30 protein-coding genes are annotated in these 24,633 nt (G+C 55.3%); 15 read left to right on the top strand and 15 right to left on the bottom strand.

Annotated features, from left to right (window positions below):
* Window positions 1-11: 11 nt before the first annotated feature.
* From AC0ZWN_RS20350 to AC0ZWN_RS20330, 5 genes are read right to left on the bottom strand one after another with little or no spacing between them, the layout of a single operon-like run.
* Window positions 12-656 carry a tetratricopeptide repeat protein gene (locus AC0ZWN_RS20350; protein WP_476336282.1) on the bottom strand — a complete coding sequence of 215 codons (645 nt, stop codon included), beginning with the start codon at window positions 654-656 and terminating at the stop codon, window positions 12-14.
* Complete coding sequence (locus AC0ZWN_RS20345) at window positions 653-1,462, bottom strand: SDR family oxidoreductase (protein ID WP_476336280.1); 810 nt, start codon at window positions 1,460-1,462, stop codon at window positions 653-655. The genes AC0ZWN_RS20350 and AC0ZWN_RS20345 overlap by 4 nt, the downstream gene beginning before the upstream one ends.
* Entirely contained in the window at window positions 1,449-2,123 is a 675-nt protein-coding gene (locus AC0ZWN_RS20340) for a TenA family transcriptional regulator (protein ID WP_476336279.1), read from the bottom strand. The genes AC0ZWN_RS20345 and AC0ZWN_RS20340 overlap by 14 nt, the downstream gene beginning before the upstream one ends.
* Window positions 2,120-3,601 carry an AMP-binding protein gene (locus AC0ZWN_RS20335; RefSeq protein ID WP_476336278.1) on the bottom strand — a complete coding sequence of 494 codons (1,482 nt, stop codon included), beginning with the start codon at window positions 3,599-3,601 and terminating at the stop codon, window positions 2,120-2,122. The genes AC0ZWN_RS20340 and AC0ZWN_RS20335 overlap by 4 nt, the downstream gene beginning before the upstream one ends.
* Window positions 3,591-4,268 carry a thermostable hemolysin gene (locus AC0ZWN_RS20330; protein WP_476336276.1) on the bottom strand — a complete coding sequence of 226 codons (678 nt, stop codon included), beginning with the start codon at window positions 4,266-4,268 and terminating at the stop codon, window positions 3,591-3,593. The genes AC0ZWN_RS20335 and AC0ZWN_RS20330 overlap by 11 nt, the downstream gene beginning before the upstream one ends.
* A 209-nt stretch (window positions 4,269-4,477) precedes the next feature.
* Between AC0ZWN_RS20330 and AC0ZWN_RS20325 the strand changes: the two genes are divergently transcribed.
* The 10 genes from AC0ZWN_RS20325 to AC0ZWN_RS20280 all read left to right on the top strand — a co-directional run bounded on the left by AC0ZWN_RS20325 (window position 4,478) and on the right by AC0ZWN_RS20280 (window position 12,839).
* The gene (locus tag AC0ZWN_RS20325) at window positions 4,478-5,026 is read left to right on the top strand and encodes a cytochrome b (protein ID WP_476336275.1); all 549 of its coding nucleotides are present in this window, start codon (window positions 4,478-4,480) and stop codon (window positions 5,024-5,026) included.
* A gap of 222 nt (window positions 5,027-5,248) precedes the next feature.
* On the top strand, window positions 5,249-5,461 hold the full coding sequence (locus AC0ZWN_RS20320; protein ID WP_034152439.1) for a DUF4287 domain-containing protein: 213 nt from the start codon (window positions 5,249-5,251) through the stop codon (window positions 5,459-5,461).
* Between the two features lie 13 nt (window positions 5,462-5,474).
* Window positions 5,475-5,954: a GNAT family N-acetyltransferase gene (locus AC0ZWN_RS20315; protein WP_476336273.1), complete on the top strand. Its 480-nt coding sequence runs from the start codon at window positions 5,475-5,477 to the stop codon at window positions 5,952-5,954.
* 714 nt (window positions 5,955-6,668) lie between these two features.
* A complete protein-coding gene (locus tag AC0ZWN_RS20310) occupies window positions 6,669-7,031 on the top strand; it encodes a DUF6124 family protein (protein WP_016982978.1) in 363 nt (120 codons plus the stop codon).
* Window positions 7,032-7,167: 136 nt separating this feature from the next.
* Window positions 7,168-8,709: a DUF2235 domain-containing protein gene (locus AC0ZWN_RS20305; RefSeq protein WP_476336271.1), complete on the top strand. Its 1,542-nt coding sequence runs from the start codon at window positions 7,168-7,170 to the stop codon at window positions 8,707-8,709.
* Window positions 8,709-9,368 (top strand): DUF2931 family protein, encoded by a 660-nt coding sequence (locus tag AC0ZWN_RS20300; protein ID WP_095111524.1) that lies wholly within the window; start codon window positions 8,709-8,711, stop codon window positions 9,366-9,368. Before AC0ZWN_RS20305 ends, AC0ZWN_RS20300 begins: the two co-directional genes overlap by 1 nt.
* Window positions 9,369-9,399: 31 nt before the next feature.
* Window positions 9,400-10,056, top strand: a complete 657-nt coding sequence (locus AC0ZWN_RS20295) for a DUF2931 family protein (RefSeq protein ID WP_476336270.1) — start codon at window positions 9,400-9,402, stop codon at window positions 10,054-10,056.
* A 23-nt stretch (window positions 10,057-10,079) separates the two neighbouring features.
* Window positions 10,080-10,358 carry a hypothetical protein gene (locus tag AC0ZWN_RS20290; RefSeq protein ID WP_476336269.1) on the top strand — a complete coding sequence of 93 codons (279 nt, stop codon included), beginning with the start codon at window positions 10,080-10,082 and terminating at the stop codon, window positions 10,356-10,358.
* A gap of 127 nt (window positions 10,359-10,485) precedes the next feature.
* Window positions 10,486-11,292, top strand: a complete 807-nt coding sequence (locus AC0ZWN_RS20285; protein WP_476336268.1) for a hypothetical protein — start codon at window positions 10,486-10,488, stop codon at window positions 11,290-11,292.
* Window positions 11,293-11,468: 176 nt separating this feature from the next.
* Window positions 11,469-12,839: a GrpB family protein gene (locus AC0ZWN_RS20280; protein WP_476336267.1), complete on the top strand. Its 1,371-nt coding sequence runs from the start codon at window positions 11,469-11,471 to the stop codon at window positions 12,837-12,839.
* 251 nt (window positions 12,840-13,090) lie between these two features.
* Here AC0ZWN_RS20280 and AC0ZWN_RS20275 read toward each other — a convergent pair whose 3' ends face one another.
* The 7 genes from AC0ZWN_RS20275 to AC0ZWN_RS20245 form a co-directional block, all read right to left on the bottom strand.
* Window positions 13,091-13,798: a hypothetical protein gene (locus AC0ZWN_RS20275; RefSeq protein WP_476336266.1), complete on the bottom strand. Its 708-nt coding sequence runs from the start codon at window positions 13,796-13,798 to the stop codon at window positions 13,091-13,093.
* A 255-nt stretch (window positions 13,799-14,053) separates the two neighbouring features.
* Window positions 14,054-15,799, bottom strand: a complete 1,746-nt coding sequence (locus AC0ZWN_RS20270; RefSeq protein ID WP_476336265.1) for a DUF2326 domain-containing protein — start codon at window positions 15,797-15,799, stop codon at window positions 14,054-14,056.
* Complete coding sequence (locus tag AC0ZWN_RS20265; protein ID WP_476336264.1) at window positions 15,796-16,023, bottom strand: ABC-three component system middle component 6; 228 nt, start codon at window positions 16,021-16,023, stop codon at window positions 15,796-15,798. The genes AC0ZWN_RS20270 and AC0ZWN_RS20265 overlap by 4 nt, the downstream gene beginning before the upstream one ends.
* Window positions 16,020-16,763: an HNH endonuclease gene (locus AC0ZWN_RS20260; RefSeq protein ID WP_476336263.1), complete on the bottom strand. Its 744-nt coding sequence runs from the start codon at window positions 16,761-16,763 to the stop codon at window positions 16,020-16,022. The genes AC0ZWN_RS20265 and AC0ZWN_RS20260 overlap by 4 nt, the downstream gene beginning before the upstream one ends.
* A 519-nt stretch (window positions 16,764-17,282) precedes the next feature.
* Window positions 17,283-18,389: a DNA alkylation repair protein gene (locus AC0ZWN_RS20255; protein WP_476336262.1), complete on the bottom strand. Its 1,107-nt coding sequence runs from the start codon at window positions 18,387-18,389 to the stop codon at window positions 17,283-17,285.
* Window positions 18,390-18,391: 2 nt separating this feature from the next.
* The gene (locus AC0ZWN_RS20250) at window positions 18,392-18,997 is read right to left on the bottom strand and encodes a glutathione S-transferase (RefSeq protein ID WP_110720452.1); all 606 of its coding nucleotides are present in this window, start codon (window positions 18,995-18,997) and stop codon (window positions 18,392-18,394) included.
* Window positions 18,998-19,058: 61 nt separating this feature from the next.
* Complete coding sequence (locus AC0ZWN_RS20245) at window positions 19,059-19,967, bottom strand: MurR/RpiR family transcriptional regulator (RefSeq protein WP_476336261.1); 909 nt, start codon at window positions 19,965-19,967, stop codon at window positions 19,059-19,061.
* Window positions 19,968-20,368: 401 nt separating this feature from the next.
* Between AC0ZWN_RS20245 and AC0ZWN_RS20240 the strand changes: the two genes are divergently transcribed.
* The 3 genes from AC0ZWN_RS20240 (at window position 20,369) to AC0ZWN_RS20230 (ending at window position 22,920) form a co-directional block, all read left to right on the top strand.
* A complete protein-coding gene (locus AC0ZWN_RS20240) occupies window positions 20,369-20,773 on the top strand; it encodes a TraR/DksA family transcriptional regulator (protein WP_003225981.1) in 405 nt (134 codons plus the stop codon).
* A 227-nt stretch (window positions 20,774-21,000) separates the two neighbouring features.
* Window positions 21,001-22,605 carry a methyl-accepting chemotaxis protein gene (locus AC0ZWN_RS20235; RefSeq protein ID WP_476336260.1) on the top strand — a complete coding sequence of 535 codons (1,605 nt, stop codon included), beginning with the start codon at window positions 21,001-21,003 and terminating at the stop codon, window positions 22,603-22,605.
* A gap of 111 nt (window positions 22,606-22,716) precedes the next feature.
* Window positions 22,717-22,920 (top strand): hypothetical protein, encoded by a 204-nt coding sequence (locus AC0ZWN_RS20230; protein WP_116255424.1) that lies wholly within the window; start codon window positions 22,717-22,719, stop codon window positions 22,918-22,920.
* 6 nt (window positions 22,921-22,926) lie between these two features.
* Here the strand turns inward: AC0ZWN_RS20230 and AC0ZWN_RS20225 are convergent, their stop codons facing one another.
* From AC0ZWN_RS20225 to AC0ZWN_RS20215, 3 genes are all read right to left on the bottom strand, one after another.
* Entirely contained in the window at window positions 22,927-23,163 is a 237-nt protein-coding gene (locus AC0ZWN_RS20225) for a DUF2789 family protein (RefSeq protein WP_116255425.1), read from the bottom strand.
* Window positions 23,164-23,213: 50 nt separating this feature from the next.
* Window positions 23,214-23,465: a hypothetical protein gene (locus tag AC0ZWN_RS20220; RefSeq protein WP_095049997.1), complete on the bottom strand. Its 252-nt coding sequence runs from the start codon at window positions 23,463-23,465 to the stop codon at window positions 23,214-23,216.
* A gap of 102 nt (window positions 23,466-23,567) precedes the next feature.
* Window positions 23,568-23,891, bottom strand: coding sequence for a hypothetical protein (locus AC0ZWN_RS20215; RefSeq protein ID WP_139213432.1), 324 nt, complete (start codon window positions 23,889-23,891; stop codon window positions 23,568-23,570).
* Here AC0ZWN_RS20215 and AC0ZWN_RS20210 point away from each other — a divergent pair.
* Entirely contained in the window at window positions 23,886-24,335 is a 450-nt protein-coding gene (locus tag AC0ZWN_RS20210; protein ID WP_186623547.1) for a hypothetical protein, read from the top strand. The genes AC0ZWN_RS20215 and AC0ZWN_RS20210 overlap by 6 nt on opposite strands.
* A complete protein-coding gene (locus tag AC0ZWN_RS20205; RefSeq protein WP_476336259.1) occupies window positions 24,332-24,529 on the top strand; it encodes a hypothetical protein in 198 nt (65 codons plus the stop codon). Before AC0ZWN_RS20210 ends, AC0ZWN_RS20205 begins: the two co-directional genes overlap by 4 nt.
* Window positions 24,530-24,633 lie beyond the last annotated feature (104 nt).

Below are 24,633 nucleotides of genomic sequence, written 5' to 3'. Positions count from 1 at the left end.
GCGGACTCCTGTCAGTCGAGTTTCTTGTTCACGTCCACCAGCAGGGCGGCGATCTCTTTGCGACGCCCGGCATCGGCACTTTCCCGGCCCGGACGCGGCGCCGCTTGTTGGGCTTTGAGCAGGGCTGCTTTGGCTTCAGCGTAGCGCTTCTGACGGTAGAGGTGATCGCCCCAGAAGTACAGGCTGTCGATGCCGTTGGGGTTGAGTTGCAAGGCTTGCTTGAGCAGTTGCTCGGCCTTGTCGCTGTCGCCGAAACCGATGGGCCAGCCGGGCACGCGGTCATACAGCGCGGCGAGGCTGGTGTAAGCCGAGCCTTGCAGGGCTTTGGGGTCGAGGGTCAGGGATTTTTCCAGATCGGCCTTGGCGTCCTTGGTTTTGCCCAAGGCACCGAGACCGCCCTCGGCACCGGCCCAACTGCTGGTGACGATGCCTTTCCAGATCCACGCTTCGGCCAGCGCCGGGCGCTGGGTGGTGAACGCGTTGGCCTCGCTGGCCAATTGTTCGAACGCGGCGGCGCGCTGTTTTTCCGCCACTTCATATTGGATGTGCGCCCAGCTCTGCTGGATGCCCTCGAGACGTTGCTGGTCGGCCGGTTCCAGCGCCCAGACGCTTTGACTCAGGGCGGCGAGCAACAGGCATGCGGATAGTTTTTTCATGGCTTTGGCAACTCGTGGTCAGGTTTTTCACTGAGGCGGCGGATCAGCGGCAATTGCTTGCGCAGGCCTCGATCCACCAGATGCGGGAGCAGATTGTTCAGGCGGACGAAGAAGCGTTCCGGCCAGCCCAGGTAGAGGTCGCGACGATCACCGGCAATCGCATGGATCACCGCCGAAGCCACGGTTTGCGGATCGTCGACGTTGGCCTTGAGTGCGTCGTTCAACGCTTGTGCGGCGGCGCTGTTCATCGAGGTGCGCGTGGCGCGGGGCGCGACGTACAGCACGCTGACCCGGGTGTCAGCGAGCTCCCGGCGCAGTGCCTCGGAAAATCCGCGCAAAGCAAACTTGGTCGCGCAATAACTGGCGTAACCCGGATAGCCGATCGAGCCGTAGGTCGAGCCGACGTTGACCACCATGGCGCTGTCAGCCTGCTTGAGCAGCGGCAACAGCAGTTTGGTCAGGCACATCGGCGCACTGATATTCACCGCCAGCATCGCGTTGATATCGCTGTCATCGAGCTGTTCGAGCATGGCGAAGTGATTGACCCCGGCGGCATTGATCAACAGGTTGATGCCGCCGATGGCTTCGGCGGCGACCAGCACTTTGCGCCGATCGCTGAGGAAGGTCAGGTCAGCCGCGACCCAGCACAACGAGTCGGGGTAGCGCTTGAGCAACGGCAGCAGAGCCTCCTGATGCCGTGCCACGGCCAGCACGCGGGCGCCGGCAGCACACAAGGTTTCGGCGATGGCCAGGCCGATGCCGCCACTGGCACCGGTCAACACCACCCGCGCATCACGCAGCTGCATGTTGAGCCTCCGCGTCACGCGGCAAGCCACGGAACATGTCGGTGTACAGGCGATAGACGACCTTCGAGGCATGGATCACGGCGGCTTGATCGGCAGGATCTTCCAGCTGATTCATCAGGCGCCGATAGGTTTGCATGTGCTCGATGTCGAGCGAACCGTGGGAACTCAGGTAACTGAACGCCGTTTCCGGCAACGCCAGACGTTCGCGAATGCTGCCCGCCGCGTGGGTGGCCAGGGCGATGCTGGTGCCTTCGAGCACGTTGACCATGCCGAACAGACCGACTGGATTACCCCGGGCGATCAGGTCGTAAAGGAAGCTGACCATCAACTCGATCGACAACGACGGCTGACCGTCGCGCACTGCATCACGATCACCGCCACACGCGGCGATGTCGTTGAGCACCCACTGTTCGTGGCCGTATTCATCCTCGATGTACTCGCACACCGCTTTGCGCAGCCATTCCAGGCGCGACGGCAGCCGCGTACCGCAAGCCATCATCAGCGGCACGGTGTGGCGCACGTGGTAATACGCCTGAGCCAGAAACGCCCGATAACTGTCGAGACTGACCTTGCCTTGCAGGGCATCGACGATGATCGGCAGGTTGAACAGTTCGTGGCGTTCCTGTTGCGTGGCTTCTTGCAGGGTGTCAAAAAAACTCATGATGCGGACTCCTCGGAAACAGCGGATTCGGTCAATTGGGCGTGGTACTGCGCGACGATGGCGTCGCGGCGCGGGCGGCCATTGGCGGTGAGCAAACCATTGGCGGCGCTGAAGGGTTGCGGCAAGCGCATCCACTGATGCACCTGGGCGTAATCGGGCAAAGCGTCGTTGGCTTCGGCGACGGCAGCGGCCAGTTCGGCGTCGGTGCAGTCCGGGCGATGCGGCCAGAGCAGGGCGTGATTGCGCGGCAAGGCCTCGCCGTAAACGAACGCCTGGGCAATGTGGCGACGCTGGGTCAGCTCGGACTCGACCCATTCCGGGTTGACGTTGCGCCCGAAACTGGTGACGAACTGGTGCTTCTTGCGGCCCTTGAGATAGAGAAAACCTTCCGGGTCGAACTCGCCCAGATCGCCGCTCGGCCACCATTCCTCGGCGTACGGCGCGTCGCCCAGATAACCGAGCAATGTGGAACCCTTGATCAGCACCTCGCCGTCCTCGGCCAGGCGCACTTCAACATGTGGCAGCGGTCGGCCGACGCTGCCGGGGCGGCGTGCGCCGGGGCGATTGAGGCACACCACCGAGGCGCATTCGGACAAGCCGTAACCTTCATAAACCGGCAGCCCGACCCGTTGCGCGCGATGCAGCAGATCCTCCGAGACCCGCGCACCGCCGACAGCGGCAAAGCACAGGGTTTGCGGGTCGAAGGCTTTCTGTTCGGCGGCGCTGACCAGCAACAGCAGCAACTGCGGCACCAGGATCAGACTCTCCGGCGCACGGCTGGCCAGATAACCGAGCAAGCGCGGAATCTCGACGCCGCTGGCACCCTGAATGCCGAGGGTTTTCTGGCTCGGCAAACTCAACATGGCGCCGGCATACAGCGCGGCGTAACAGCCGAGGTTCTCCAACAGGATCGCCAACGGCAACAGCGCCAAGTGATGCTGCGGGCCGGTGGCTTCGCTGGCCTGATCCAGTTCCCGAGCAACGCGCAGCAGGCTTTCGGCGCTCAGGCACACACCTTTCGGCGTGCCGGTGGTGCCGGACGTGAAAGTGAGTTTCGCGGTGCCGGCCGGCATGCGACTGGGGCCACTGAACGAGCGGCGCCAGAACTCGCCACGTTGTTCATAACCAGCCGCGAGCAGTTCGGCGCCCAGTTCTGGCTCGGCGATCACCCGTTCGGCTTGGCTTTGTTGCAGACAATGAGCACGTTGCGCCGCACTGAAAAACGGCGGCAGCGTCACACAGGTCAGGCCTTCAAACAGCACGGCCAGGTCCCAGAGCATCGCGTCGACGCCGTTGTCCAACGCCAGCGCAATCACCCGCGCCTGCTCGTCGCGCAAACGCTCCTGGCGATACAACACCTCGGCATACAGCGTGGCGTAATCGAGTTTCAGCGTGTCGCCCCACAGGGCAGTGGCGTTGTCATTGCGCCGGGCATGGTCGCGCAGGGCTTCCTGGAAGCGTTGCAGTTCAAGCGACATGACAGGCTCCTTCAATCGAGCCGGGCAAACCCAGGCGAGTAAACAGGCCGATATCGCGCAAATGGACGAACCCGGCGCGGATGTTGCCGACGTGCACCCAAGGTTTACTTTCGTAATAACTGCCCCAGTGTTGACGCTCGTCACCCAATCGATCCGGGTCAGCGGCGCACAATGTCACTGGCTTCAAACCCAGGCGATGGAAGCTGTTGACCAGGCCGATGTTGCCGGTGAACGTCACCCATTCCAGGCCGCCCATGGCCAGCAGGTAGGTGATGGCGATGATGCTCAGGCGCGCGCTGCCGGTGTCGCTGGCGGCGAGGTTGCCGACTTCGACGATGGCGCTGCGCTCGACCGCACGATCTGCCGCCGCGCTGATCAACGGCTCGATCGGCTCATCCAGATAGCGCTCGAGAAACAGTGGCTGCCGATGCGCGCGACGCACCCCGGCCACGGCGCACAACTCGCCATCGCCGTTGTGCATGCCGAACAGCTCGGGCATGAAATGGCGAATGTCGGCGCCGTGGGCCTTGCGAAAGCGTTGCTGGATAAAGCTTTCAAACGTCGCTCGCAGAGTGTCGTCGGGCAGCGCGCCGGTCAGTGTCATCTGCGGCGTTTCGGCTTGACCGAAGCGCAGGGGCAGGGGGATGTTCCAGTCAAATTCGGGCATGGGCAGAACGCCTCCCTCAATAGGTTTGAGGCGAGTATCGGAGGCATTTCTTAACGAAGTCTGAAGGTGAAAAAAGGTTAACCTGAGGGTCTGTCTTCAGACTCTCTTAAGACTGGGCGGGCAGGGTAACGCCGTCGGTTCGCCCAACAACCGGAGCGAGGCGGTCGAACGAATCGGCCGTCACTCATGACAATCACGAGGCGCAGCTTATGACCCGCGACACCGCCGTAACCCGTTATGGAAAACTCTCAATCACCCTGCACTGGCTGATGCTGGCGCTGTTTGTCGGCGTCTACGCCTGCGTCGAAATCAAGGGCTACCTGCCCAAGGGCAGCGAAGCACGCGGCTTGCTGATGGGCTTCCACGGCCTGTTCGGCGCGAGCATCTTCGCCCTCGTCTGGATCCGCCTGCTCGGCCGCCTCAGCCCACGCCCGCCGATCACGCCCAAACCACCCGCGTGGCAGACCGGCATCGCACACCTGACACACCTGGCGCTGTACGTGCTGATGATCGCCACGCCGATCCTCGCCTGGCTGATGCTCGCCGCCGCCGACAAACCGTTCCCGTACTTCGGCTTCCACGTCCCGGCACCCGTGGCCATCGATCCGGACTTCGGCAAACAACTGAAGTACTGGCATGAACTGATTGGCAGCACCGGTTACTGGCTGATCGGGCTGCATGCGCTGGCGGGGTTGTTCCACCATTATTGGGTGCGGGATAACACTCTCGTGCGGATGCTGCCGGGCCGCACCGAATAACGCAGATATCACTGTAGGAGTGAGCCTGCTCGCGATTGCGGTAGTCCAGTCAATGTAAGTGTTGACTGAAAAAACGCCATCGCGAGCAGGCTCACTCCCACAGGTTTTTGTGGTGTCTGGCAGAGCGGGGCAGTTGCCGGAACCGCACTTCGCGTCCACTCTATGACCTGCCGACAAGGAGCGTCCGCCGACCCTCCGTCGTGACCACAGGGAGCTTGCAGCATGAGCGAAGACAACAAGGTAAAAGGCCCGGCGTCGTACTTCCCCTCCATCGAGAAAAAATACGGCCAGCCCATCGATCACTGGCTAAACCTGCTCGCCGGCATCAGCGACAAGAAACACATGGAACTGGTGGCATGGCTCAAGGAAGAACACGGCATGGGCCACGGCCATGCCAACGCCTTGGTGGCGCATCATCTGGCGGGTAAAAAGTGAGGGCAGGGCAGCGATGAACTTCACCCACCGGCCAGTGACCGCCGACGACGTCAACACCCTCTGCAGCTTTCCCCAAGGCGAACAAGAGCTGTTCTTCATGTTCCCGAAAGCCAACTTCCCGCTGACGGAAGAACAGATGCACAGCGCAATCAGCCAGCGCTTCGACTCCACGGCTTTTCTGGCCAACGGCGAGTTCGTTGGCTTCGCCAATTTCTACCGCGCTGAGCACGATGGTATCTGCTGCATCGGCAACGTCATCGTCGCGCCATACGCTCGTGGCCAGGGTGTGGCGCGGTACATCGTCGAGACCATGACCTCAGTGGGTTTCGAAAAATACCAGGCCAAGGAAGTGCAACTGTCCTGCTTCAACGAAAACACCGCAGGCCTGCTGCTCTACCCAAAACTCGGCTTCGTGCCGTACTCCATCGAAGAGCGCCCGGCACCGGGTGGTGGACGATCCGCCCTCATCAACATGACACGCCACCGCCCCTAACCATCCCCCAATCCCTGTGGGAGCCGGGCTTGCCCGCGATGACGCCAGCCCGCCCGCCGCGAACCCCGAGCCCAACACAAAACCTGTGGGAGTGAGCCTGCTCGCGAAGACGCCAGCCCAATCACCCCAAATCCCAAGCCAGACTCAATCCCCTGTAGGAGTGAGCCTGCTCGCGAAGACGCCAGCCCAATCACCCCAAATCCCAAGCCAGACTCAATCCCCTGTAGGAGTGAGCCTGCTCGCGATAACGCCAGCCCAGCCACCGCAAGTCTCACGCCAACCACAACCCCCCTGTGGGAGCGAGCCTGCTCGCGAAGACGCCCACCCAGTCACCCCATCAACCACTGACCGAAATAAACAGTAAAACCACCACTGTTTAAACCAAGCCTCAAGTAACCACCTAAACCCTACAACGCCTTGCGCCGTTACCTACGACTAAGCCAGAATCCGCCGGCTTGTGCGTCTAGGTCGCGGGTTCTATCGTCTGTCGGTCACTGAAAAACAGTGATCGGGTTTGGTAGCCCTGAGTTTTCGTAGATTGCATAAGCATCATGATTCGCAGTGTCTGTTCGACACGGCTTTATGGTGGTCATGCACAGGGCGTCTTCGGGCGCGCCGGTTTTCTACGTCCCGGTCTACCAACCTGCGCATGGCCGCCACCCTCGTTTGGTAGCGAGAGTGATGGCTCCTTTTTTTGACGTAGGAGCTTCATCAATGATCAAACCAACACCCAACCCACCAGAAACCGACCCCACATCCCCCTACGAATCCCCCGACTCCAAGCGATTCCACGAAGCCGCCGAACGCGCCCTCGACCACTACCTCAAACCCGCCAGCCAAATCATGGCCAGCACCCAACAGCCCGAACGCATGTACCTCGCCAACCCGAAGTACAACAGCGAATCCCTGCTCGCCAACGCCAGCGAAACCCTCGGCTCCGCCAGCGAAATGCTCCTCAACTTCGCCGCCATGCTCGACACCCCGCACCGCAAAACCGCACTGGGCATCGCCCAGGTTGTGATGCTCGGCGAAATCGCCGTCAACCAAGCGCTGGATAACGTCGAAATAGCCAGCTAACCCCCACCCCGACGAGGGGAAACCCTCGTCGAACCCCGCTGTCACAACCCGGCTGGCACACGGCCACGGCTTGCGCCCCAAAGTCGCGGCTGTCACCCTTCGGGCCGTTCTCAAGGATCAGAACCAGGAATCACGGATGAGTGGCTACGTACCCAACCCCCCGAAAAAATACCGCTACGAAGAAGCCAAACCCGTCGATATTCACGCCCAGCGTTGGGCGGAGTATGAGAAACATGGGAAAGAACCTGCGCGCGAACCTGAGAAAATCGGGATCGCGTTGAGGATTGGGGTTTTCTTTGATGGCACTGGGAATAATGCGAATAACACGGCGGCGGGATTGCTGTGTGGGGCGCAGCATCCGATTGCGCCGGAAGATATTCCTGCTAGTTGTCAGCCCTATATGAAGGATCCGGACAGCAGCTACGCCAATAGCACCACCAATGTTCAGAAACTGAGCGAACTGTACTTCGCACCTCAAAGGGCCGAAGGGGATAGTTCGCAGAAGCAAGCGTTCCGGATGATTTACATCGAGGGAATAGGAACTGAGTCAGGCAAAAAGGACAGTACGTTAGGTGGTGGTACTGGCCGAGGCGAAACAGGCGTGGCGGGCCGTGTTCAGTTGTCGTTTGCAGAGATCAAAACGCGTATCAAGGACGTGTTGGACAACAATCCCAATAGTGAAATTACGTCCCTGACCTTTGATGCATTCGGCTTCAGCCGCGGTGCTGCTGCAGCAAGACACTTTGCCAACGAGGTCGTACGTGGAAAGCAGGGGCCACTCGGGGAAGTGTTGCGCAGCAACGCCTACGCCCTCAGCCGGACCTTCATCGAAGAGTACAAAAGCAGCATCAACATGGGTTTTATTGGCCTTTTTGATACGGTGCCATCCATTGCTGGCTGGTCGAATCTGGGGGATATCAAAAGTCCCATCGCAACAGGAATCAAACTTTACCTCGACCGTCGCTTCTTCACAGATGTCGTGCAGCTATCCGCACGTGACGAATATCGGGCCAACTTCGCTCTGAGCCGCGTTAAAGCGGATCACTTGGAAATAACTCTGCCCGGGGTTCATTCCGACATCGGCGGTGGCTACCGCGATGAGGTCGAAGAGTGCGTGCTCGTCAGTCCGATGCAAACGCTTGAAGTGTCGCAATTTACCGATGTCTCCACTACGTCGATCTACCGTGATGCCGTGACGGTGAAGGCGCAGTGGCTTGCCAAAGGATGGCCAGAAGAGATGTTGGAGATCGTCACGCCTGACGCCCTTCCTCTGCCAATTGATCGGCAGGATCGGCTCAGCCCACGTATGAAGCGCGTGTATGCCGCAGTGCAACTCAAGCGTCCTGTGAGTGGCTTGCTCTCCAGGGTATATCTACGAGTGATGCACCGATTGGCAAAAGAGAAGGGCGTTCGGTTTCAAGACATTCCCGATACGCCTGAGTTGGCAGTGCCCGCAGAGCTTCAATCGCTGTGTGATCGATTTCTGGCGGGTAGTTACGACACCTCAATGCAAGAAGACCAACTGCTGAAGCTGAAGTACATTCACATGTCTGCAAATTGGAACCATCCTCTCGGGCGCAGAGATGGCACTGGCGTCCGCGCCGTTTACATCAATGCCCCGACGCCGGACTCGATACGTGTACAACACCCCCATGTAGCTGACTGGAAACTTTGGTGATGAAAGTACTTTTTACCCTTCTATGCGCGCTGTTCATTACTGGGTGCCAGTCTGCGGATCCACTTTCAGCAAAAAATGACCCGAAATCCGAGTGGTGGGAGTTGGCGTTTACCGAGCCGGACTACATGAAGGTCTGGGTAGAGAACAGTTCTGTTCAAGACATCAACGGCAGGATTTTCTACAAAACCGGCGGCGGCACTGCTGCGGGGGGAGAACCTGAAGATGGCACGGAGTCCGCCCGAGGTTGGACAGGTGGGGTAGGCGGCAGCGGAAGGAGAGTGGTGGGAGCAGATTTACCTGTTCGCATCTGGGTCCGTTGGCAATCGATTGTCGAACAGAAAACGTGGCAGGCATGGGTAGAAATCCCAGAGGAAGCCAGGCAGTTGATGGTGGCGTCCGTCAATCAACGTTGCCCGCAGACCCCTGATCAGGAAGCGAGATTTATGGCGTCGGTTTATCTAGGGTTGGCCCCCGGTGGTGTTGTGCAGGTTTGGGTAAGAGACTCTTGCCACCACCCGGTCAAAGTCGCTCGAGCGCAGGCAGAAATTGAGCCGCTAGGGCCGAGCCAAGGTAAGAACGAAGGGCGTTACGCTTATCCGGTGAGTGAAAAGGCAAAGCGGTATATCGATAAATATGGCATTCCATACGGAAGTTGGTAGTCGTGACACTTAACTGAATGGATCTTTTGTAATGAACGCAAGGATTGCGCTGCTGGGCGCTTTATTGATATCTGGCTGCCAAATCGGAGGCCCCGAAACCGGCGAAAATGACCCTAAATATCCATGGTGGGAGTTAGTGTTCGTTGAGCCGAATTACATGAAGGTCTGGGTAGAAGACAGCTCCGTTCAAGACATCAATAACAGAATTTTCTTTCGCGCTGGCAAGAGCACTGCTGCTAGCGGTGAGCCCGATATCCGCACAGAGTCTGCTCGTGGTTGGGGGAAAGTATCGGGTACCGGGAGACCTGTGACGGGCGCTGATCTTCCAAAACAGATCTTTGTCCGCTGGCAATCCATAACAGAGCAAAAAACTTACAAAGGTTTCATCGAGATTCCGGAAGAGGGCAGGCAACTGATGGTGAGGTCAACACACCAGCGTTGCCCGGAAACGCCGGAGAAAACCGCGCGGTTTATGGCGTCAGTCTACGTAGGGCTCGCTCCGGGCGGCGTACTCCAAGCATGGGTCAGAGATTCATGTCGAAATCCGGTTGAGATTTCTCGCGGTCAAGGAGAGATAGAGCCTCTGGGGCCGGAACAAGGGAAGCACGGTGGTCGTTATGCCTATCCGGTAAGTGAGAAGGCTAAACGATACGTCGAAAAGTACGGCATTCCGTATGGAAGTTGGTAGGAAAGAGGTAGGAGTCAATTCTCTTGCCTGCTTTCAGTGGTGTTGTCTGGAGTGAATCACCTTTGACCGCCACCGCGTCAATGCTGAGCTCAACGAAGGTCCGCTTTCGGCCAGAAGCTGCCGTTCACCACAAGAAGCTTCCGGTCAAACGCAACGGTCGACACAGTAGTGGCAATATGGTATTTCTCGGGGTGAAAAATTTTCACTGGCGTTTATTGTTGGGTGAGGTTCTGCATGTTGACGAGGCTTATCAGCGCAAGAGTAATTTGATCATGCCCTTGTTTGAGTACAAGGTTCAGTGAGGTTTAAATATTTCCTAGTCCGTTTAAATTCTATGAGATAGGCTGCGCTTGTTATCTCAGATAAACCAGAAAACCATGCGCGGGTGCGCACTCAGCGACCCCATGACGGCTTCAGCAAGGAGGCAAAATGAACTATACGGACTTAAAGTTAGAGTTCGAGAGCAAGAACATCCCTATCGATACACCATCATTCTACGACCATGAGAATTTTTTGGCTGCGGAAAGGGCGGATAGCAACTATCTCAACAACTACGCCTTGTTTGTCGCAGCAAAACCATATACTGAAGAATATTTGCATGAAGCAAAATTGAAAATAGTAAAAATCATTGAAACGCTACATACTCACCTAGTCAACAACGGGAGACAAGGTGCCTGTATCGACATCTCTTCAATTCTTATGCGATGCATGGAACTGGAAGGTATTTGGTGTGTATGCTTGAAGGGAAGCGTAACGCTAAATTTTCCGACGCATAGCGGCGAAGGCGACGTTCACTTCTACTCTATTACGAAAGACCAAAACTGCACTACAGGCCATTACTGGGTGTATGCCCCGCCATTTAATATTATTGATATTACTATAAAAGAACAGCAATATGGCGACTCAAAAAAACGCTTCATACCCTCTTTTGTCCTCGTTGAGGATGCTGAAACTGCAAATCCGGAGGTTGAAGATATTTTCAGCCCCGAGGCTACCCGCGAAATCTCTCGTACTTACGGAATCCCCAAGGAAAAACAAATAAAACAATACTGCAAGTCATTGAAGATGATAGAGCATTATTTTCCAGTTCGGAAAATTAATACAGAGCCTGGCGTCGTAATTAAATATATTCCATTAGCCGCTCACGCTTCAGTAGAGAAACTTAACGACTTTGGAAACTTTGACTTTAATGGTCTTACGCCTTACGAGTTTTACCAAAAATTTATTAAGGTATAGCCACAGCCTCATGTGTTCGAATGAGTTTTCCTATAAAATAGCCGCGCTCATACGACACAGTAGCCAGCATACAATCAGAGGCGGCAGATACCTGCCCACCTCTAACACTCAGGAATCTTGAGTGGTTTTGCGAGTCAACATCTTAAATATTACCTCTTAAAGATTTAAGCAGAAAAATGAAACGTGTAGAAATTATCGAATACCAGTTTAATTGGGGGGAGGCGTTTGTCTTGGAGGCTCAGTCAATAAGAAACAGACTACAGGATCTCTCTTTTTTTATCGATCATGTCGGGTCAACATCGATCCAAGGGCTATCTGCAAAACCAATTGTTGATATTTTGATATCTGTTGAAGAATGGGGTTCCGCTTGCTATATAGTTGAGGCACTGCAGAGCTTAGGCTATGATACGCGGGAAAATCTTCCAGATGTACCACGTTACTTCCTTGTAAAATATTCCTCGCTCAACAGCATAGGTTATCATGTGCACATCTGTAAGCCACATAGTGAGTGGGCACAAGATATGATAAATTTCAGGGACGAATTATATTCGAACGCAAAACTCTCAAAGGACTATGCAAATCTCAAGGCAGACCTAGCACGAACTTACCGTAACGATGTGGACGCTTACGCGTTAGGAAAAAAAGAATTTATAGAGCAGGCACTAAAGAGTCGCTCACCTAGATTCAGTGTGAATCGGCTTCTCGCACATCAAGAAGCAGAACTAAACAGAGCCGACAAATGTGGAAAGCACATGCTGCTTCTACAGTTCATTGTGGCGATAATCGCGGCCTTATCGGTATATGTAACATTAGGCTGGGGGCTCTTATTTATAGCTCTATTAGGCTTGGTGCTACTAACTAAATGGTTGTCATTAAATCAATCTCAACAAACGCATCGAGCAGCAGGGGATCAAGCGCGGCGAGCTTTATTGTTTATGAGTGGCCTCAACAAATATCCCTCTATAGAAGAGCAGCAGAGAATTCTAAAAAAATTTATCCTCCCCCTTCCTGATTCTGTTTTGAGTCTAGAGGAAAATCGCTTTGCCAGTCGAAAGTTTCCTGGCTACCCTCGTTTAGCTGAGCTTATTGAAGAGTCGGCATTTTGGACTGGCGGCTTTCACCATGCGAGCGCCGCATGGATGGGGAAATTTCTTTCTTGCTGTGTGCTACTTTGTTTTATTGGGAGTATTGCTGCAATAATTCTTGCTCCGCAAGATGACTTGATATCATTTAATAGGGCGCTCATAGCAGTGCTTGTATTCTTCATGTCGTCAGATATGCTTGGGTTGTATTTTTCTTACAAAAGATCAGCCGCTTCTTTCGATGAGATTTTTCACCGGGTAGAGATCGCCTCCTTGAGGGGGTATCTAGATGAAGATGTCTCACTTCTTGTTTCTGACTACAACGCCATTATCGAAAACTCTCCCCCTCCGGTACCCTTTCTTCCTAAATCCAAGTCGGAAGACCTAGGTCAAAGATGGGCTATTTACAAAGCAATGAAACGTATTGACTCTGCGTGCAATACAGAAAGTCGCCGTTCTTATTAAGAGATAAAAATCTGATATCGTATTGCAAATAAACTCTCTGACTGTATGGGGTTAGTCCATAAGCCAATAAGAGCAGCATTTTGGCCCGCTGCCCGAACGAGCCCATCCGTGACCAGCGTTGTACTGTGGCCTGGTCAGATGGCGCTAAAACGAATGGAGCGGCTGGCTTGGCCATGTGCACTACTGCTCAGTGACGTCGAAGTCTGGTCAGTCGACATGCTTTTCAATAAAATAATTACACGCTCAGGACGCTATGGGCGAGTCACCAGTAGCGTCATTCCAGGCTCAATGCCTACCTCTTTCAAACTTCTCATATCGGGGCAAGGAGTTCCTTTTTCAGTTCCTGTAATCATTCTTGAGTTTTTGATTGTCTCATGATTTGTGCCGAATTTTAAAACCCAAGAGTGACCATATTCAAAGGGTTTTACATGATCATTAATTAGAAAATATATTTCATCCGTTAGATTGTTGAGAGATGGAAATGCAACGAATGGCAGCTCATAAATGCAGCTATCATTTCCTGTCAGTGGGCGGGCATCTATTGTGATAAACGAGCTTTTCTTTATTGAGCTCTTAATTGCATCAGCAATTCTTGCTCTCTCCCCTGGGTCTTTTTCATTTTCTTTAAGTGCCGAGCCTAAGGCTGATTCAATATCGTGATCGATAGTCTCTTCTAAGTGCGATACTTCAGGGCGTGGGGATTTTGAACTTCTTATCCCCTCTAGGAAAGAAGCATCGCTGTTGTAGTCTGAAGGAGCATAAAGAGCTTTGTGGTTCCAGTTTAAGGTTGCGAAAAACAATATAACCAAGGCGAATGGGAATGACATCAAAAACCAAATATATTGACTTTGATTTTCTGGAGTTATGAATGGCAAAATTCCAGTCCCACTTATCTCAGCAATACCTGCAAATATTGCGATTACCGACAATGGGTTTTTGACGACTCCTGTCATGTTCATTTTTCTTCCTAGGTTATCTACGGTTAAGGCCTGATTACAGCATCAATCCTATTTTATTAAGACATTTCTACTAGGTCGGCACTTGTCGCTGAAACTTTAGCCTGCTATGGCGTCGTTGCATGGGGTGGATCATTCCTGATTTTCCAGGGGGCTGAGAGGCAGCTTTTGGCCGAAAGCAGTCGCTAACAAACGACGTTTCCGGCCACAAGCTGACGTTACAGTTCCAGTATCGTACCAGAACAGCGCAGATGGTAATCAGTACCGAAACCCAAGCAGGCTGCCACTCGGATCGGTATCGGTTAAACGCAGTCTCACTACCGCTGCATAGTCAAACTCCGCGGAAAAATCGCTTACAGGCAGCATGTCGGTATTGAGTGTGCAGATATATTGAAATCCATACTTCTTCGACATCTCGGCCGCTAGTTCCAACGCATGTGCTCTTTGTCGGGGATCGACGCCATCAAAGATCGTGCTGTCGTGGATGAGGAAATCGATACCGAGGCCCCGATGACGTGCGAAGCAAATGAGCATGAGGTCATAACAGAAGATCTTCATCTTGCTTATGCCCTCACTCGGGCTGCCAGCGATCTCCACGTCAAATTTGTAGCCAGTGTCGTCGATGTCAATGACCAGTCGTCCCGGGCTTTTGTAAAGGTGCTCAGAGAAGTCTGAAAACAAACTCAGCGCCTGGGACCACAATGGGCGGCGCTCATCATAGTCGAGGGTCGCTGCTCTCTTTAGCTCAACCGTTTCAACCTTTATCGTGTCAGCCTTGGTCGTCATTTGCCGTAGCTGTGTGATGCGGTTCGTAAGACCATCAACTTTCAACTTTGTAGCTGCGCGCAGCTCTTGGAGATGTGTAAGTTCCTCTAGCGCCCCATGACCCGCAAGTGCGTTCAGATAGGCTGCGCGCCGTTCTGTGAGGACGGCAATCTCGTCGCTTCTTTTCTCCAAAGCAGCCTCAAGTACGACGATCTCATTTGCTATGAATTCGCGCCGATTCACAACGATCTGTTCGTTGAAAGCCCGAGCATCTGCCAATGTCTTGAGGACCACACCCGGCAGTACCACCTTCGCTTCACTATATAAAGCTTCTAGGCGGTTATCCGAGGGTGTCTCCTCGGCCAACAGGGTTTTTCTGTATCGCTCTAATCTGCGCTTGTCGGTGATGTTGGCATTCACTCGCGAGTGGATCTCAGCGGTTAGTGCGTTGGCCTGAGTTTCAATCTCCCGATATTGCGGGAGGACTTCGAAAGTGTTAAGAGCCGACTGCTCACGATCAAGCTGTGCCAAAAGCTGAAGTCGTTCTGCTTCAAGCTCGCCGAGAGACGCTAATTCGCCATCGACAGCGCCGGTCTTGATTGCTTGCTTTAGTGCGTCCAGCGCGTTCTTTTGATCTTTTAGCTGTTGCCAAAGCGCCGCCTTCTCCCAGTCCAAACCGAGGAGGAAAGCGTTATGGAGTTGGATGTCCCAGACTTTTTGATTATCGAAATACTTAAAGGGGTTGTTGTAAGCCGCGGGTTGATTGCGGCAGAAGTAGGATAGAAGTGACCTGGCCGATGGCCTATAGCCGCGCTCTGCCAAACCTTCGGCACCTCCGAACATCGCCCATGCGAGTACGGTCTTCCACGACTTTGCATCAAAGCCGGTTACGCCTTCCTTATTTTCTGTTGGCTGGACTGGCCAACGTTCTGTTGGACCTTCAATCGAGAAGAAAGAGGGAGTGTCCGTTGCGCGGGTGACTGACACCTCGTGTCCACTGATACATAGGTCGAGACTGAATGCCCAACCCTTTAGTGCTTCTATGCGAAGTCCATGATTTGGCTTGGTGTTGCTTGCTAGGCAGAAATCGATGATGGCAATCAGCGCAGATTTTCCGAGTGCGTTTGTCGTGTCCTTATCGCCCGAGCCCTTCGATCGATCGGCGAGCACGAGATTGACTCCCGGAGTAAAACTGACGCTTCTGAAGCTCCGGTGGTTAGCGCGTACACCTTTGATCATGTATTGACCTTCACTATCATCCCATCCTTCAGATCGATGGCACCGATCATGTATAAGAGGTTTGCTGCCAAGACAAACCGCTCAAACGTCCCCACATTGGGCTTATGCTTAAGACGGGCCCATAGCCCAGACACTGTCATTGGCGCCACGAGCTGGGTTAGAAGCGTCGCTCCCACGCCGATTAGTGCCTCATTTTGAGCAATATGTTTAGTGGGCAGGATCATTTTTCAAACACGTCGCAAATCTCAAAAAGATAAATCAGGACCGCCACTCCAGCCGTTCGATCAGCGGTTTTTCGAAGCCCTCGCTGCGCAAACGAACACATCAGCTCGAACAGTTCATCTCCCTTATGCCCCTTGGCTCGGAGCGCGTAATATTCGGCTAAAAAACCAGCCTTGAGCCGCTCAGGAAAGTCGGAGTCTAGCTGCGTCTCAGTCTCGACATAGGCCGCGACTGTGGCACGTGACATCAGTCCGGCAGCAATGATGTGCCGAGAACCATTAGACAGGTCATTCTTTTTGATCTTTTCGTCTGGCGGAATAAGATCAAACGAACCGTTTGCTGCGGGCACCTGCAATGTCACCCAAGAAATTGCCCGCTCGAGCTCAGGAAATTCAACGTCCACAAATGCCTTTTCCATAGCTTCACGAACTTGCACTTCATGGGATGTCTTAAGAGTCTGAAGTGTAGCTGTAGACCAGTCTGCCTCAACTTTGTCGATGATGGTGTGGTGATCGGTGCACAAGAAAATCAGATTATGAACGCTGTCTCGCTCCTCGTCGGTCATTGAGGCGTCATAGCGAGCAGCGTTCGGTTTTTCCCCGCGGATGTGTGCCGCCTCGGCGACATAAGTGTCGTCACCGAGTTTCGCCTGATAAGAGAGGTTTTTTCCGCATTTTGGATAGGCGCAGATGCCGCCACTTCGAAAGGCCAAAAGTACCTTGGTTGGATAGGTGGCCGCCATGACTAGCTCAACTCCCGATTAGGCCTGACCTCGATGTTGAAAAAATCAGCTTCATCGTCTGGGAAGAACTCACACTCGATTACTTCTCCGACCACCTCAACAACAGTGGTGAAGGTATTAGGATGCAGCCAAATCGATTTACCCTCAGCATAGAAGGGAAATGGCTTGGTGATGTTGCAGATATCCATATCGAGTATGCAGGGCATATGAGATCAACTTAATCCTTTTATCACTAGGGAAAGCCACTCAAAAAGTCTAGCGTTGGGAGACGTTTAATCGTAAGCAGTGTCACGATGCCACGAAAGTGACACTATAACAAATTGCTATATCGCTTAAGTGCACGTGCGACGTTTGCTGAGTCTTTCAGCTTTAAGTGATCATAGTCGGAGAAAAAGTGATGTCTGTTTTTTTCGGCCTAACGTTGACACCAGCGACTGACCGCTATTGGCCGAAAGCTGCCCCATCCGTAATTCCCTATCAGTCCGAGTACTGCCAGATCAGCGTTATCCATTAGCGGTATCAATCAGCGACGATGTTGAATGCGGCACTCCCCAAAACCTCTCCATTAACCATCACCCGCACCCCATGCCGCCCTATAAAATGCTTCCGAGTCGTAAAATCCTTAATCACCTGCCGCCTCCCCACAACCACACTCCCAAACCCCGCCAACCCCACCGTCTTCAACTTAAAAACCTTCCCCGAAACCCCACCATTCGCCTTCACATAGTCAATCGCATAATCAATCACCAACCGCTGTTCATGCACCACCGTCGACTTCACCACAAACGACAAAGTAATCGCTTCCCCCAACCTAACCACCGCCGGCTCAACCCGCACATCCAACAACTCAACCTCAGCCTTCGCCCCTGCACCAATCACCGTCAGCGCCCGCAATTCACCCTGCTTAATCAAACTCCGCAACGCATGCTTCGCAATCCAGCTCGTATGCTTGTTCTCCAACGACCAACCCTCAATGGTGTCCAACACCCACTCCGGATGCACCTTCGTCACATCATTCAAATGATTCGCCACGGACTTGCGCACGTACAAACTCTCATCCGCCTTCAACCGATCCAGTATTCCGGCGGCTAACCGCGGATCCGCCTGCACCGCGTCCAGCCGAAACGACCAAGGCAGGCGAGGGCGGCTACCTTCACTGGCTAACCGTCGAACGTGGTGGTTTTCGTCTCGGGTCCAGTCGTGCATCAATTCCAGTGAGCGCTCGAGGTCGCTGCGCAGAAAATGGCGGATGGCGAATTCGGAGGAGCCGAAGGTGGTGAAGTACTTCAGGGCGTCCATGGAGGTGTCGAACGCATGCCCGCCGTAGCTCGCGACGTAGTGCGGCAAACACATGCTGACGAATCCGCTGTTCAACCTAGGCGCGAGTTCACGCAATACATCGAGGGAATCTTGGTAATCCAGCGGCAACACGGCGTGCAGGCTTTCGCTGACACGCGCCATGCGTTGCATCACTGATAAATCAGCGAGTCCGTCCTGGGCGTGTTTGAGAAACGCCTTGGCCTTGAACGCCGGGTACACGGCGCTCATTTCGCTGGCGATGTGCTGCAGGCGTTCGGCGTTGAAGATTTCCTTTAACGCCGGGGCGGCGGTGTCGGTGGTGCTCATGGTCAGGTCATCGGGGTGCTGACGAACGCTTCGAGGGTTTCAGCGTAGGCGGTGTATTGGGCGATGTGGGGGTAGCGGCGGGTGTCGATCTGGTCGGGGACGACGAGGTCGGTGAAGCTCCAGGCGACGGCGAGGCTGATGCCGGCCTGGGTGAGGGTGCCGTCGGTGGGCAGGCCGGTTTTTTCCAGTTCTTGCTCGAGGGCGGTGAAGGCGGCGGCGAGTTGGCCTTCGACGCGTTCGACCCACGGCTGGTATTGAATGTCGGCCGGGCGCAGGTTGCGTTCGTAATAGAGCTGCACGGCTTTTTCGCAGGCGGCGAGGCTGAGGCCGATCAGGCGCAGGGCTTGGGCGCGTTGTTTCAGGTCGGTCGGCAGCAGGCTTTTGCCGGAGCTGGCTTCGAGGTAGTCGAGGATGAGGGTCGAGTCCATCAGGACGACGCCGTCGTCGAGGATCAGCGTGGGGGCTTTGACCACCGGGTTGATCTGCTGGAATTGCTCGAAGTGGCGGAACACCGAGACCGACTCGTGTTCGAGGTCGATCCCCAAGCGTTTGGCGGAGATCGCCACACGGCGTACGTAAGGGGAGTCCAGCATGCCGATCAGTTTCATGACGCGTTCCTTCAAGTCAAACCGGTGGGAAGGCATAACCTAGCCGACGTTGAGGCAATTGTCAGTCGTCAAAGCCGGGTTGTTCGTGAATCTCATCAACATTCAGTTCCAGCCGATACGCCACCGCCACAAACAACGCCTGACACAAACACAGCGTCGCACTCAGCGAACGAAAGGCGAGGGCGCTGCCTTCGTTGACCAGCAACACACTGTTGGCGAGTTTCGCGAGCGGCGAGAGGTGGCTGTCGGTGAGGATCAGGGTGTTGGCCTGTTGCTGGCGGGCGAAGCGCAGGCAGTGTTGGGTTTCTTTGGCGTAGGGCACGAAGCTGATGGCGATGACCAGATCGTTGGCGCGCACGCTGCGCATTTGCTCGCGATAGCTGCCGCCTAGCCCGGACACCAGATGAATTTTTTTCTGAGTGTGTTGCAAGTTGTAAACGAGGTAGTCGGCGACGGCGAAGGAGCGGCGCACGCCGACGACATAAATGTTGTCGGCGTTGACGATCAGGTCGACGGCTTTTTCGAACGCGGCGTCGTCGAGTTCGCGGCCCAGGCGTTCGATGCCGGAGCGCGTGGCGTCGATGCATTCGCGGGCGAGGTCGCCGGCGCTGGCTGGCTGCGACTGGTTGGCGATCATGCTGCGGATGCGTTGCTGGTAGTTTTGCACCGGCGAGGCTTTGTGCGTGTAGGCGCTGCGGAACAGCGCCTGCATTTCGCTGAAGCCGCTGAAACCGAAGCGTTGCGAGAAGCGCACGATGGCGGACGGGTGGACTTCGCACTCGCGGGCGATGTCGCTGATGCGGTCGACCATGATCCGGTCGCTCTGTTGGCTGATGTAGCTGGCGATGCGTTTGAGCTGGCGCGGCAGGGCGTCGTATTCGTCGGTGATCAGTTGCAGCAGGCGCTCGGCATTGATCGGGGGGCTGGCGAGTGAAACCTCGTCGATGGCCGGCAGATCGGGGCGGGGCATAGGTCATCCTTCAGGCTGATTGATCACACGGTGCGCCTGATATTAGGGGGGCTTTTGCAGTTCTGCTTTGCTGAAACGATGCAGTGCGTGGTAAAAAATTGCGTCTGAGCGCTGTGTGGTTAGCCGTTTGTCTTCTATATACAGCCGCTCGACTGAATTTCTTGCTATAAACGCACTCCGATGGCCGTGTGAACCCTGTGTCAGAGCAGTTTCCGGGCGTTGTCGGACAAATTCCCTGTATTTACAGTTGCTGAGGCCTCGATCGGGCCTTAGACTGCCGCCCCTCGTAAATTGAGTGCCGGGTGGCATTTGCAATAAACGATGCCTTTTCGCCGACCGCACGCGGTTCGCCGAAACGCTCCCTAATTCGCCTTAATGCACGTTTTTTTATAGAGATATCAATGACAAAGGACAAGTTGCTGGCCATGCCGGCAGATGACTACATGAATGCAGAGCAGCACGCTTTCTTCACTGAGCTGCTGCAGAACATGAAAGTCGAAACCCACGAGCGCATTGAGCAAAACCGTATCGCCATCGAAAGCCTGGACACCCCGGCTGACCCGGCAGACGCGGCTTCGGTTGAAGAAGAGCGCACTTGGCTGGTGAACGCGATCGATCGCGACCAGCGCATGCTGCCGCAACTGGAACAAGCCCTTGAGCGCATCAAGGAAGACAGCTTTGGCTGGTGCGACGACAGCGGCGAGGCCATTGGCCTGAAGCGCCTGCTGATCAGCCCGACCACCAAGTACTGCATCGAAGCTCAAGAGCGTCACGAGCAGATCGACAAGCACCAGCGTCAGGCCTGATTCTGTGGGGTGACCCTTTCAACAGGGCACCTTGAAAAGATCGCAGCCTTCGGCAGCTCCTACATGGGCGTTGCTGAAGGCTGCGATCTTTGTTTTTGCTCGTCTGCAATAAGCCCGCGCCGTTCCATTGACCTGCCACAGACCCCACGACTAACGGACCATGGATAATGGCGTTGTAGTGGCGTTTAATGCAGTCACAATAACGAAAACAAGCGTGGGGTGTTGATATGACGAGAGACGGATCTCTGGTTGGGGCTTTGCCTGCACCAGTGCTTTTGCCGAAAAACCGCTGGATCGCGCCGACCCTGCAAAGCATCGCCCTGATGCTGTTGCTGGCCGGCATGACGCTGGGTGGATGGTCGCTGTACATTGGCATGCCGCTAGCGGTGCTGATTGTCTGGCTACCGCGCTTGCGTTCCCGCGCCATCCCCGATGCCCAGCCTACCGACACGGGCAGCGCCATGTCCGAACTGACCCGCGACCTTTCCTACACCACCAGCCATAACGCCTTGTCGGCGGCCGGCGTGGCGTTTTCGGTCAAGGAACTGGCGAGCAAACTCGCATCGCAACTCGATGCGGCGGCGCAGATCGTCAGCAACGCCGAGGTGATGATCGCAACTGAACACGCCACTTCACAACTCAGCCGTGCCGCGCTTGAGGCGGCCAGTCAGGCGCATCACAGTAGCGCGGCGGGGCGCACGGAACTGGTGGATTCGATCGCGCGCATGCATCAACTCAGTCAGCGCGCCAATGCCAGTCGTGAATTGATCGAAGCCTTGAGCCTGCGCAGTGACGATATTCAGCGCGTGACCCTGGTGATTCAGTCGATTGCCAGTCAAACCAACCTGCTCGCATTGAACGCGGCGATCGAGGCAGCGCGAGCCGGTGAGCATGGGCGCGGTTTTGCCGTGGTCGCGGATGAAGTGCGTGGATTGGCGGCGCGCACGGCGTCGGCCACCGGTGAAGTGGGTGAGATGGTCGCCGACATTCAGCAACGCACGGCGCAGGTGGTGGAGCAGATTCGCGAGTTGTCGAGTGATCTGCAGATCGGTGTCGAGCAGGTCGAACACACCGGCCAGCATCTGCAGAACATCGCGCGACTGGCCGCCGGAGTGGAAACTCAGGTCGGTGAAATCGCCCAGGGCGCGGAAACCAATCGCGAGCAACTCGACAGCCTGTTCAAGGCCATTGAGCAGATGCGCAGCGATCTGGCGATCAGCGATCAACAGACTCGCCGCCTCGCTGAAGCGGCGGTGCAAATGGAAGGGCAGGCGGAAACCATCAGCGAGCGGCTGGCCGCAGTCGGTCTGGATGACTATCACCAGCGCATCTACGATCTGGCTCGCGAAGGGGCGAGCCAGATTGCCGCGCGCTTCGAGGCGGATGTCGAGCAGGGCCGGGTCAGCCTTGAAGACCTGTTCGACCGCCAGTATCAGCCGATCCCGAATACACAACCGGCGAAGTTTCAGACCCGTTTCGACCGTTATACCGATCAGGTGCTGCCGGCGATTCAGGAGCCATTGTTGCCGCGTCACGAGGGGTTGGTGTTCGCCATTGCCTGCACGCAGCAAGGTTATGTGCCGACGCACAATCAGCAGTTCAGTCAGCCGTTAACTGGCGATGCGCAGGTCGATGCGGTGAACAATCGCACCAAACGCAAGTTCGCGGATCGCACCGGTATTCGCTGCGGCAGCCATCAGCAACCGGTGCTGTTGCAGACTTACACCCGCGACACCGGTGAACTGATGCATGACCTGTCGGTGCCGATCATGATCAAGGGGCGGCACTGGGGTGGATTGCGCTTGGGCTATAAGCCGGAGAAACCGCGCTGAGGGATTGTTACTTGCGGTGCAATGAATCTGTGCACGGAGCTTGCTGTTTCCGCTCGAAAGAAACCATTAATCTGCCCGCTTAGTTAGGTTGCTAATGATTTCGGGGGCTGCATGCAGTGCAGAGTTGATGTTGCCGTGATGATCGGCAGTGGCGTGCCGGCCGGTTTGCGCGCAATGGGGCAGAGCGTGTGCTGGGTGGTTTTGCTCAATGGCGAGCGTCGCGGCACCGCGTTTGCCAGTCGTAACGAGGCCGAGGAGTGCAGGGCTGCATGGCTCGCGCAATTGCAAGCCGAGTGTGGTGACAGCCTGCACTGAGTTCGGTTACTTGCCGTCGTGAAGGCGTACGTTCAGCTCGTCGAAGACGATTGCCCTGTCATCGTCTTTGCCGATCCACTCTTGCAGCGTTTGCCTTTGAGAGTCCGACCAGAAAGGGGCATCGACTAGTTTGGTGTCAGCGTCGAGAGGATGCGCGTCGATGAAATCGTCGATCTCCGGTCCTTCTGAAGGAAGACCTAACTGATCGAACAGAGTTTTCAAGTTATAACCTTCCAGATCCATCGTGTTCTCCTTTTTGATTTGCGCCGGGATGGCACAATCGGTCGCTCTCTTTATCTGAGGCAGCCATTCGCCAGGAGTTCGATCTTCGACTCAAGTGAGCGGGCGAGGGCGCAGGCTTCGTTGTGATCTTCACGGAAACCTCTTACGCGCCCGGTCGATGTTTCCTTTATATGGAAGAAAGCGTTGCCGGCGGGTACCACTTGGAAACGCGGGTAATCGTCGTTGATCGTGGTGGCACTGAGTATCAGCGACGATTCGATCCGGGCGTCAACGGTCATGGCAAAGTGAGTCCGAGTGCACATATGAAGTCCTTTTCATCAGTTGGCCGGTATTTACCGGCCGTTTCGGGTAGTCGGAATGAGCATCGCTGCTCTAGAATCGCCAGTACCTGTTGACGACAGGGCTTATCTAAAGCAATTTTTCGCCAGCGATATGTCGGAGAAGTGCTTTTTTTCGTGAGAATTTTCCCTAAAGTTCGTAGTCAGACTGCTCTTGCCGACGCTGAGGATTTTTCCTTCAGGTTTTGGCGACATCGGGATGAGTTTCCCGAGTGACAATCCAGTAGTCTTACCAACCTCGCGTTGAATGAGCACTCTGCTCGATTCGGGCTTTATTGATTTGTTTGCAGTGACATCGGCCTGGCCGTTTTTTTGCCGTGCGCGTTTTCCGTGTGCGGTTTTTTCAGATGTGGGGATGTTTCTTTGGCAGTCAGTAATCTCGATATGCATGCTTTGTTCGTGTTGGGTGATTTGCGTGCAAAGCTGGTCAAGCTGTTCCAGTCGCGTTTTGTTTACATCACCGAGCAGAACGCCGAAGGCATTTACGTGGCCGAGATCGACACCGAAAGTGCCTTGGTGGTCGATGACAAACCGGGGCTCAAGCTCAAGGTCGGCGATCATTTCAGTGCATCGGTCTTGCCCAGCCGCGAAGGCGGCAAGATGGATCTGCGTTTTCGCGAAATCAAACTCACGGTCTATGGACTGGGCGATTACGCTTTCGTCGATACCGTTGACGGGCACGCCATCCTGTTCAAGGAAGGCCATAGCGTGGTGACCGTGTTCGCCGCCCATGAGCAATTGCAGGAAGGCCTGACCAAGACCCTGAAAGCCGTTACGGCCAAAGCCGCCAAGTGGCGCAAGGGCGAACTGGTGACGTTCAAGGCCAGCGAGTGAGCCGCGCGGATTTCCATGCGCAGAACCTCGACACTGCACGCGAGGAAGCCCAGCGATTGTTCGCCGCCAAGGCGGAACTGCAAGGTGCCTGGCTGAATTGGGTGGCTGCGCAGATCTATCAGTTGCGCCCCGCGGAATACGCCAGCATGGTCAGACGCGAGCTGCAAAGCCTGCAGGAAAAGTCTGATTCATAACCTCGTCCGCAGCATGGCCCGGAAAAAGCAGGAACCTCGGCTACAGTCAGTTGACTGAGTATTCAGAGGCTTGCGGTCTTCTGTCAGGCCATCCTGCCATTGCT

The sequence above is a fragment of the Pseudomonas sp. 3B-A001-10F genome (assembly GCF_056313565.1).
This window is presented reverse-complemented; position numbering and strand designations above follow the sequence as displayed.

Bases quoted from the DNA above. Each gene is read 5' to 3' on its own strand.
- AC0ZWN_RS20275 (WP_476336266.1), bottom strand. From the start codon at position 13,798: ATGAACATGACAGGAGTCGTCAAAAACCCATTGTCGGTAATCGCAATA.
- AC0ZWN_RS20255 (WP_476336262.1), bottom strand. From the start codon at position 18,389: ATGAGCACCACCGACACCGCCGCCCCGGCGTTAAAGGAAATCTTCAAC.
- AC0ZWN_RS20325 (WP_476336275.1), top strand. From the start codon at position 4,478: ATGACCCGCGACACCGCCGTAACCCGTTATGGAAAACTCTCAATCACC.
- AC0ZWN_RS20300 (WP_095111524.1), top strand. From the start codon at position 8,709: ATGAAAGTACTTTTTACCCTTCTATGCGCGCTGTTCATTACTGGGTGC.
- AC0ZWN_RS20335 (WP_476336278.1), bottom strand. From the start codon at position 3,601: ATGTCGCTTGAACTGCAACGCTTCCAGGAAGCCCTGCGCGACCATGCC.
- AC0ZWN_RS20235 (WP_476336260.1), top strand. From the start codon at position 21,001: ATGACGAGAGACGGATCTCTGGTTGGGGCTTTGCCTGCACCAGTGCTT.
- AC0ZWN_RS20225 (WP_116255425.1), bottom strand. From the start codon at position 23,163: ATGGATCTGGAAGGTTATAACTTGAAAACTCTGTTCGATCAGTTAGGT.
- AC0ZWN_RS20320 (WP_034152439.1), top strand. From the start codon at position 5,249: ATGAGCGAAGACAACAAGGTAAAAGGCCCGGCGTCGTACTTCCCCTCC.
- AC0ZWN_RS20280 (WP_476336267.1), top strand. From the start codon at position 11,469: ATGAAACGTGTAGAAATTATCGAATACCAGTTTAATTGGGGGGAGGCG.
- AC0ZWN_RS20265 (WP_476336264.1), bottom strand. From the start codon at position 16,023: ATGATCCTGCCCACTAAACATATTGCTCAAAATGAGGCACTAATCGGC.
- AC0ZWN_RS20260 (WP_476336263.1), bottom strand. From the start codon at position 16,763: ATGGCGGCCACCTATCCAACCAAGGTACTTTTGGCCTTTCGAAGTGGC.
- AC0ZWN_RS20250 (WP_110720452.1), bottom strand. From the start codon at position 18,997: ATGAAACTGATCGGCATGCTGGACTCCCCTTACGTACGCCGTGTGGCG.
- AC0ZWN_RS20285 (WP_476336268.1), top strand. From the start codon at position 10,486: ATGAACTATACGGACTTAAAGTTAGAGTTCGAGAGCAAGAACATCCCT.
- AC0ZWN_RS20330 (WP_476336276.1), bottom strand. From the start codon at position 4,268: ATGCCCGAATTTGACTGGAACATCCCCCTGCCCCTGCGCTTCGGTCAA.
- AC0ZWN_RS20305 (WP_476336271.1), top strand. From the start codon at position 7,168: ATGAGTGGCTACGTACCCAACCCCCCGAAAAAATACCGCTACGAAGAA.
- AC0ZWN_RS20270 (WP_476336265.1), bottom strand. From the start codon at position 15,799: ATGATCAAAGGTGTACGCGCTAACCACCGGAGCTTCAGAAGCGTCAGT.
- AC0ZWN_RS20340 (WP_476336279.1), bottom strand. From the start codon at position 2,123: ATGAGTTTTTTTGACACCCTGCAAGAAGCCACGCAACAGGAACGCCAC.
- AC0ZWN_RS20310 (WP_016982978.1), top strand. From the start codon at position 6,669: ATGATCAAACCAACACCCAACCCACCAGAAACCGACCCCACATCCCCC.
- AC0ZWN_RS20220 (WP_095049997.1), bottom strand. From the start codon at position 23,465: ATGTGCACTCGGACTCACTTTGCCATGACCGTTGACGCCCGGATCGAA.
- AC0ZWN_RS20345 (WP_476336280.1), bottom strand. From the start codon at position 1,462: ATGCAGCTGCGTGATGCGCGGGTGGTGTTGACCGGTGCCAGTGGCGGC.
- AC0ZWN_RS20245 (WP_476336261.1), bottom strand. From the start codon at position 19,967: ATGCCCCGCCCCGATCTGCCGGCCATCGACGAGGTTTCACTCGCCAGC.
- AC0ZWN_RS20230 (WP_116255424.1), top strand. From the start codon at position 22,717: ATGCAGTGCAGAGTTGATGTTGCCGTGATGATCGGCAGTGGCGTGCCG.
- AC0ZWN_RS20315 (WP_476336273.1), top strand. From the start codon at position 5,475: ATGAACTTCACCCACCGGCCAGTGACCGCCGACGACGTCAACACCCTC.
- AC0ZWN_RS20240 (WP_003225981.1), top strand. From the start codon at position 20,369: ATGACAAAGGACAAGTTGCTGGCCATGCCGGCAGATGACTACATGAAT.
- AC0ZWN_RS20295 (WP_476336270.1), top strand. From the start codon at position 9,400: ATGAACGCAAGGATTGCGCTGCTGGGCGCTTTATTGATATCTGGCTGC.
- AC0ZWN_RS20210 (WP_186623547.1), top strand. From the start codon at position 23,886: ATGCATGCTTTGTTCGTGTTGGGTGATTTGCGTGCAAAGCTGGTCAAG.
- AC0ZWN_RS20215 (WP_139213432.1), bottom strand. From the start codon at position 23,891: ATGCATATCGAGATTACTGACTGCCAAAGAAACATCCCCACATCTGAA.
- AC0ZWN_RS20350 (WP_476336282.1), bottom strand. From the start codon at position 656: ATGAAAAAACTATCCGCATGCCTGTTGCTCGCCGCCCTGAGTCAAAGC.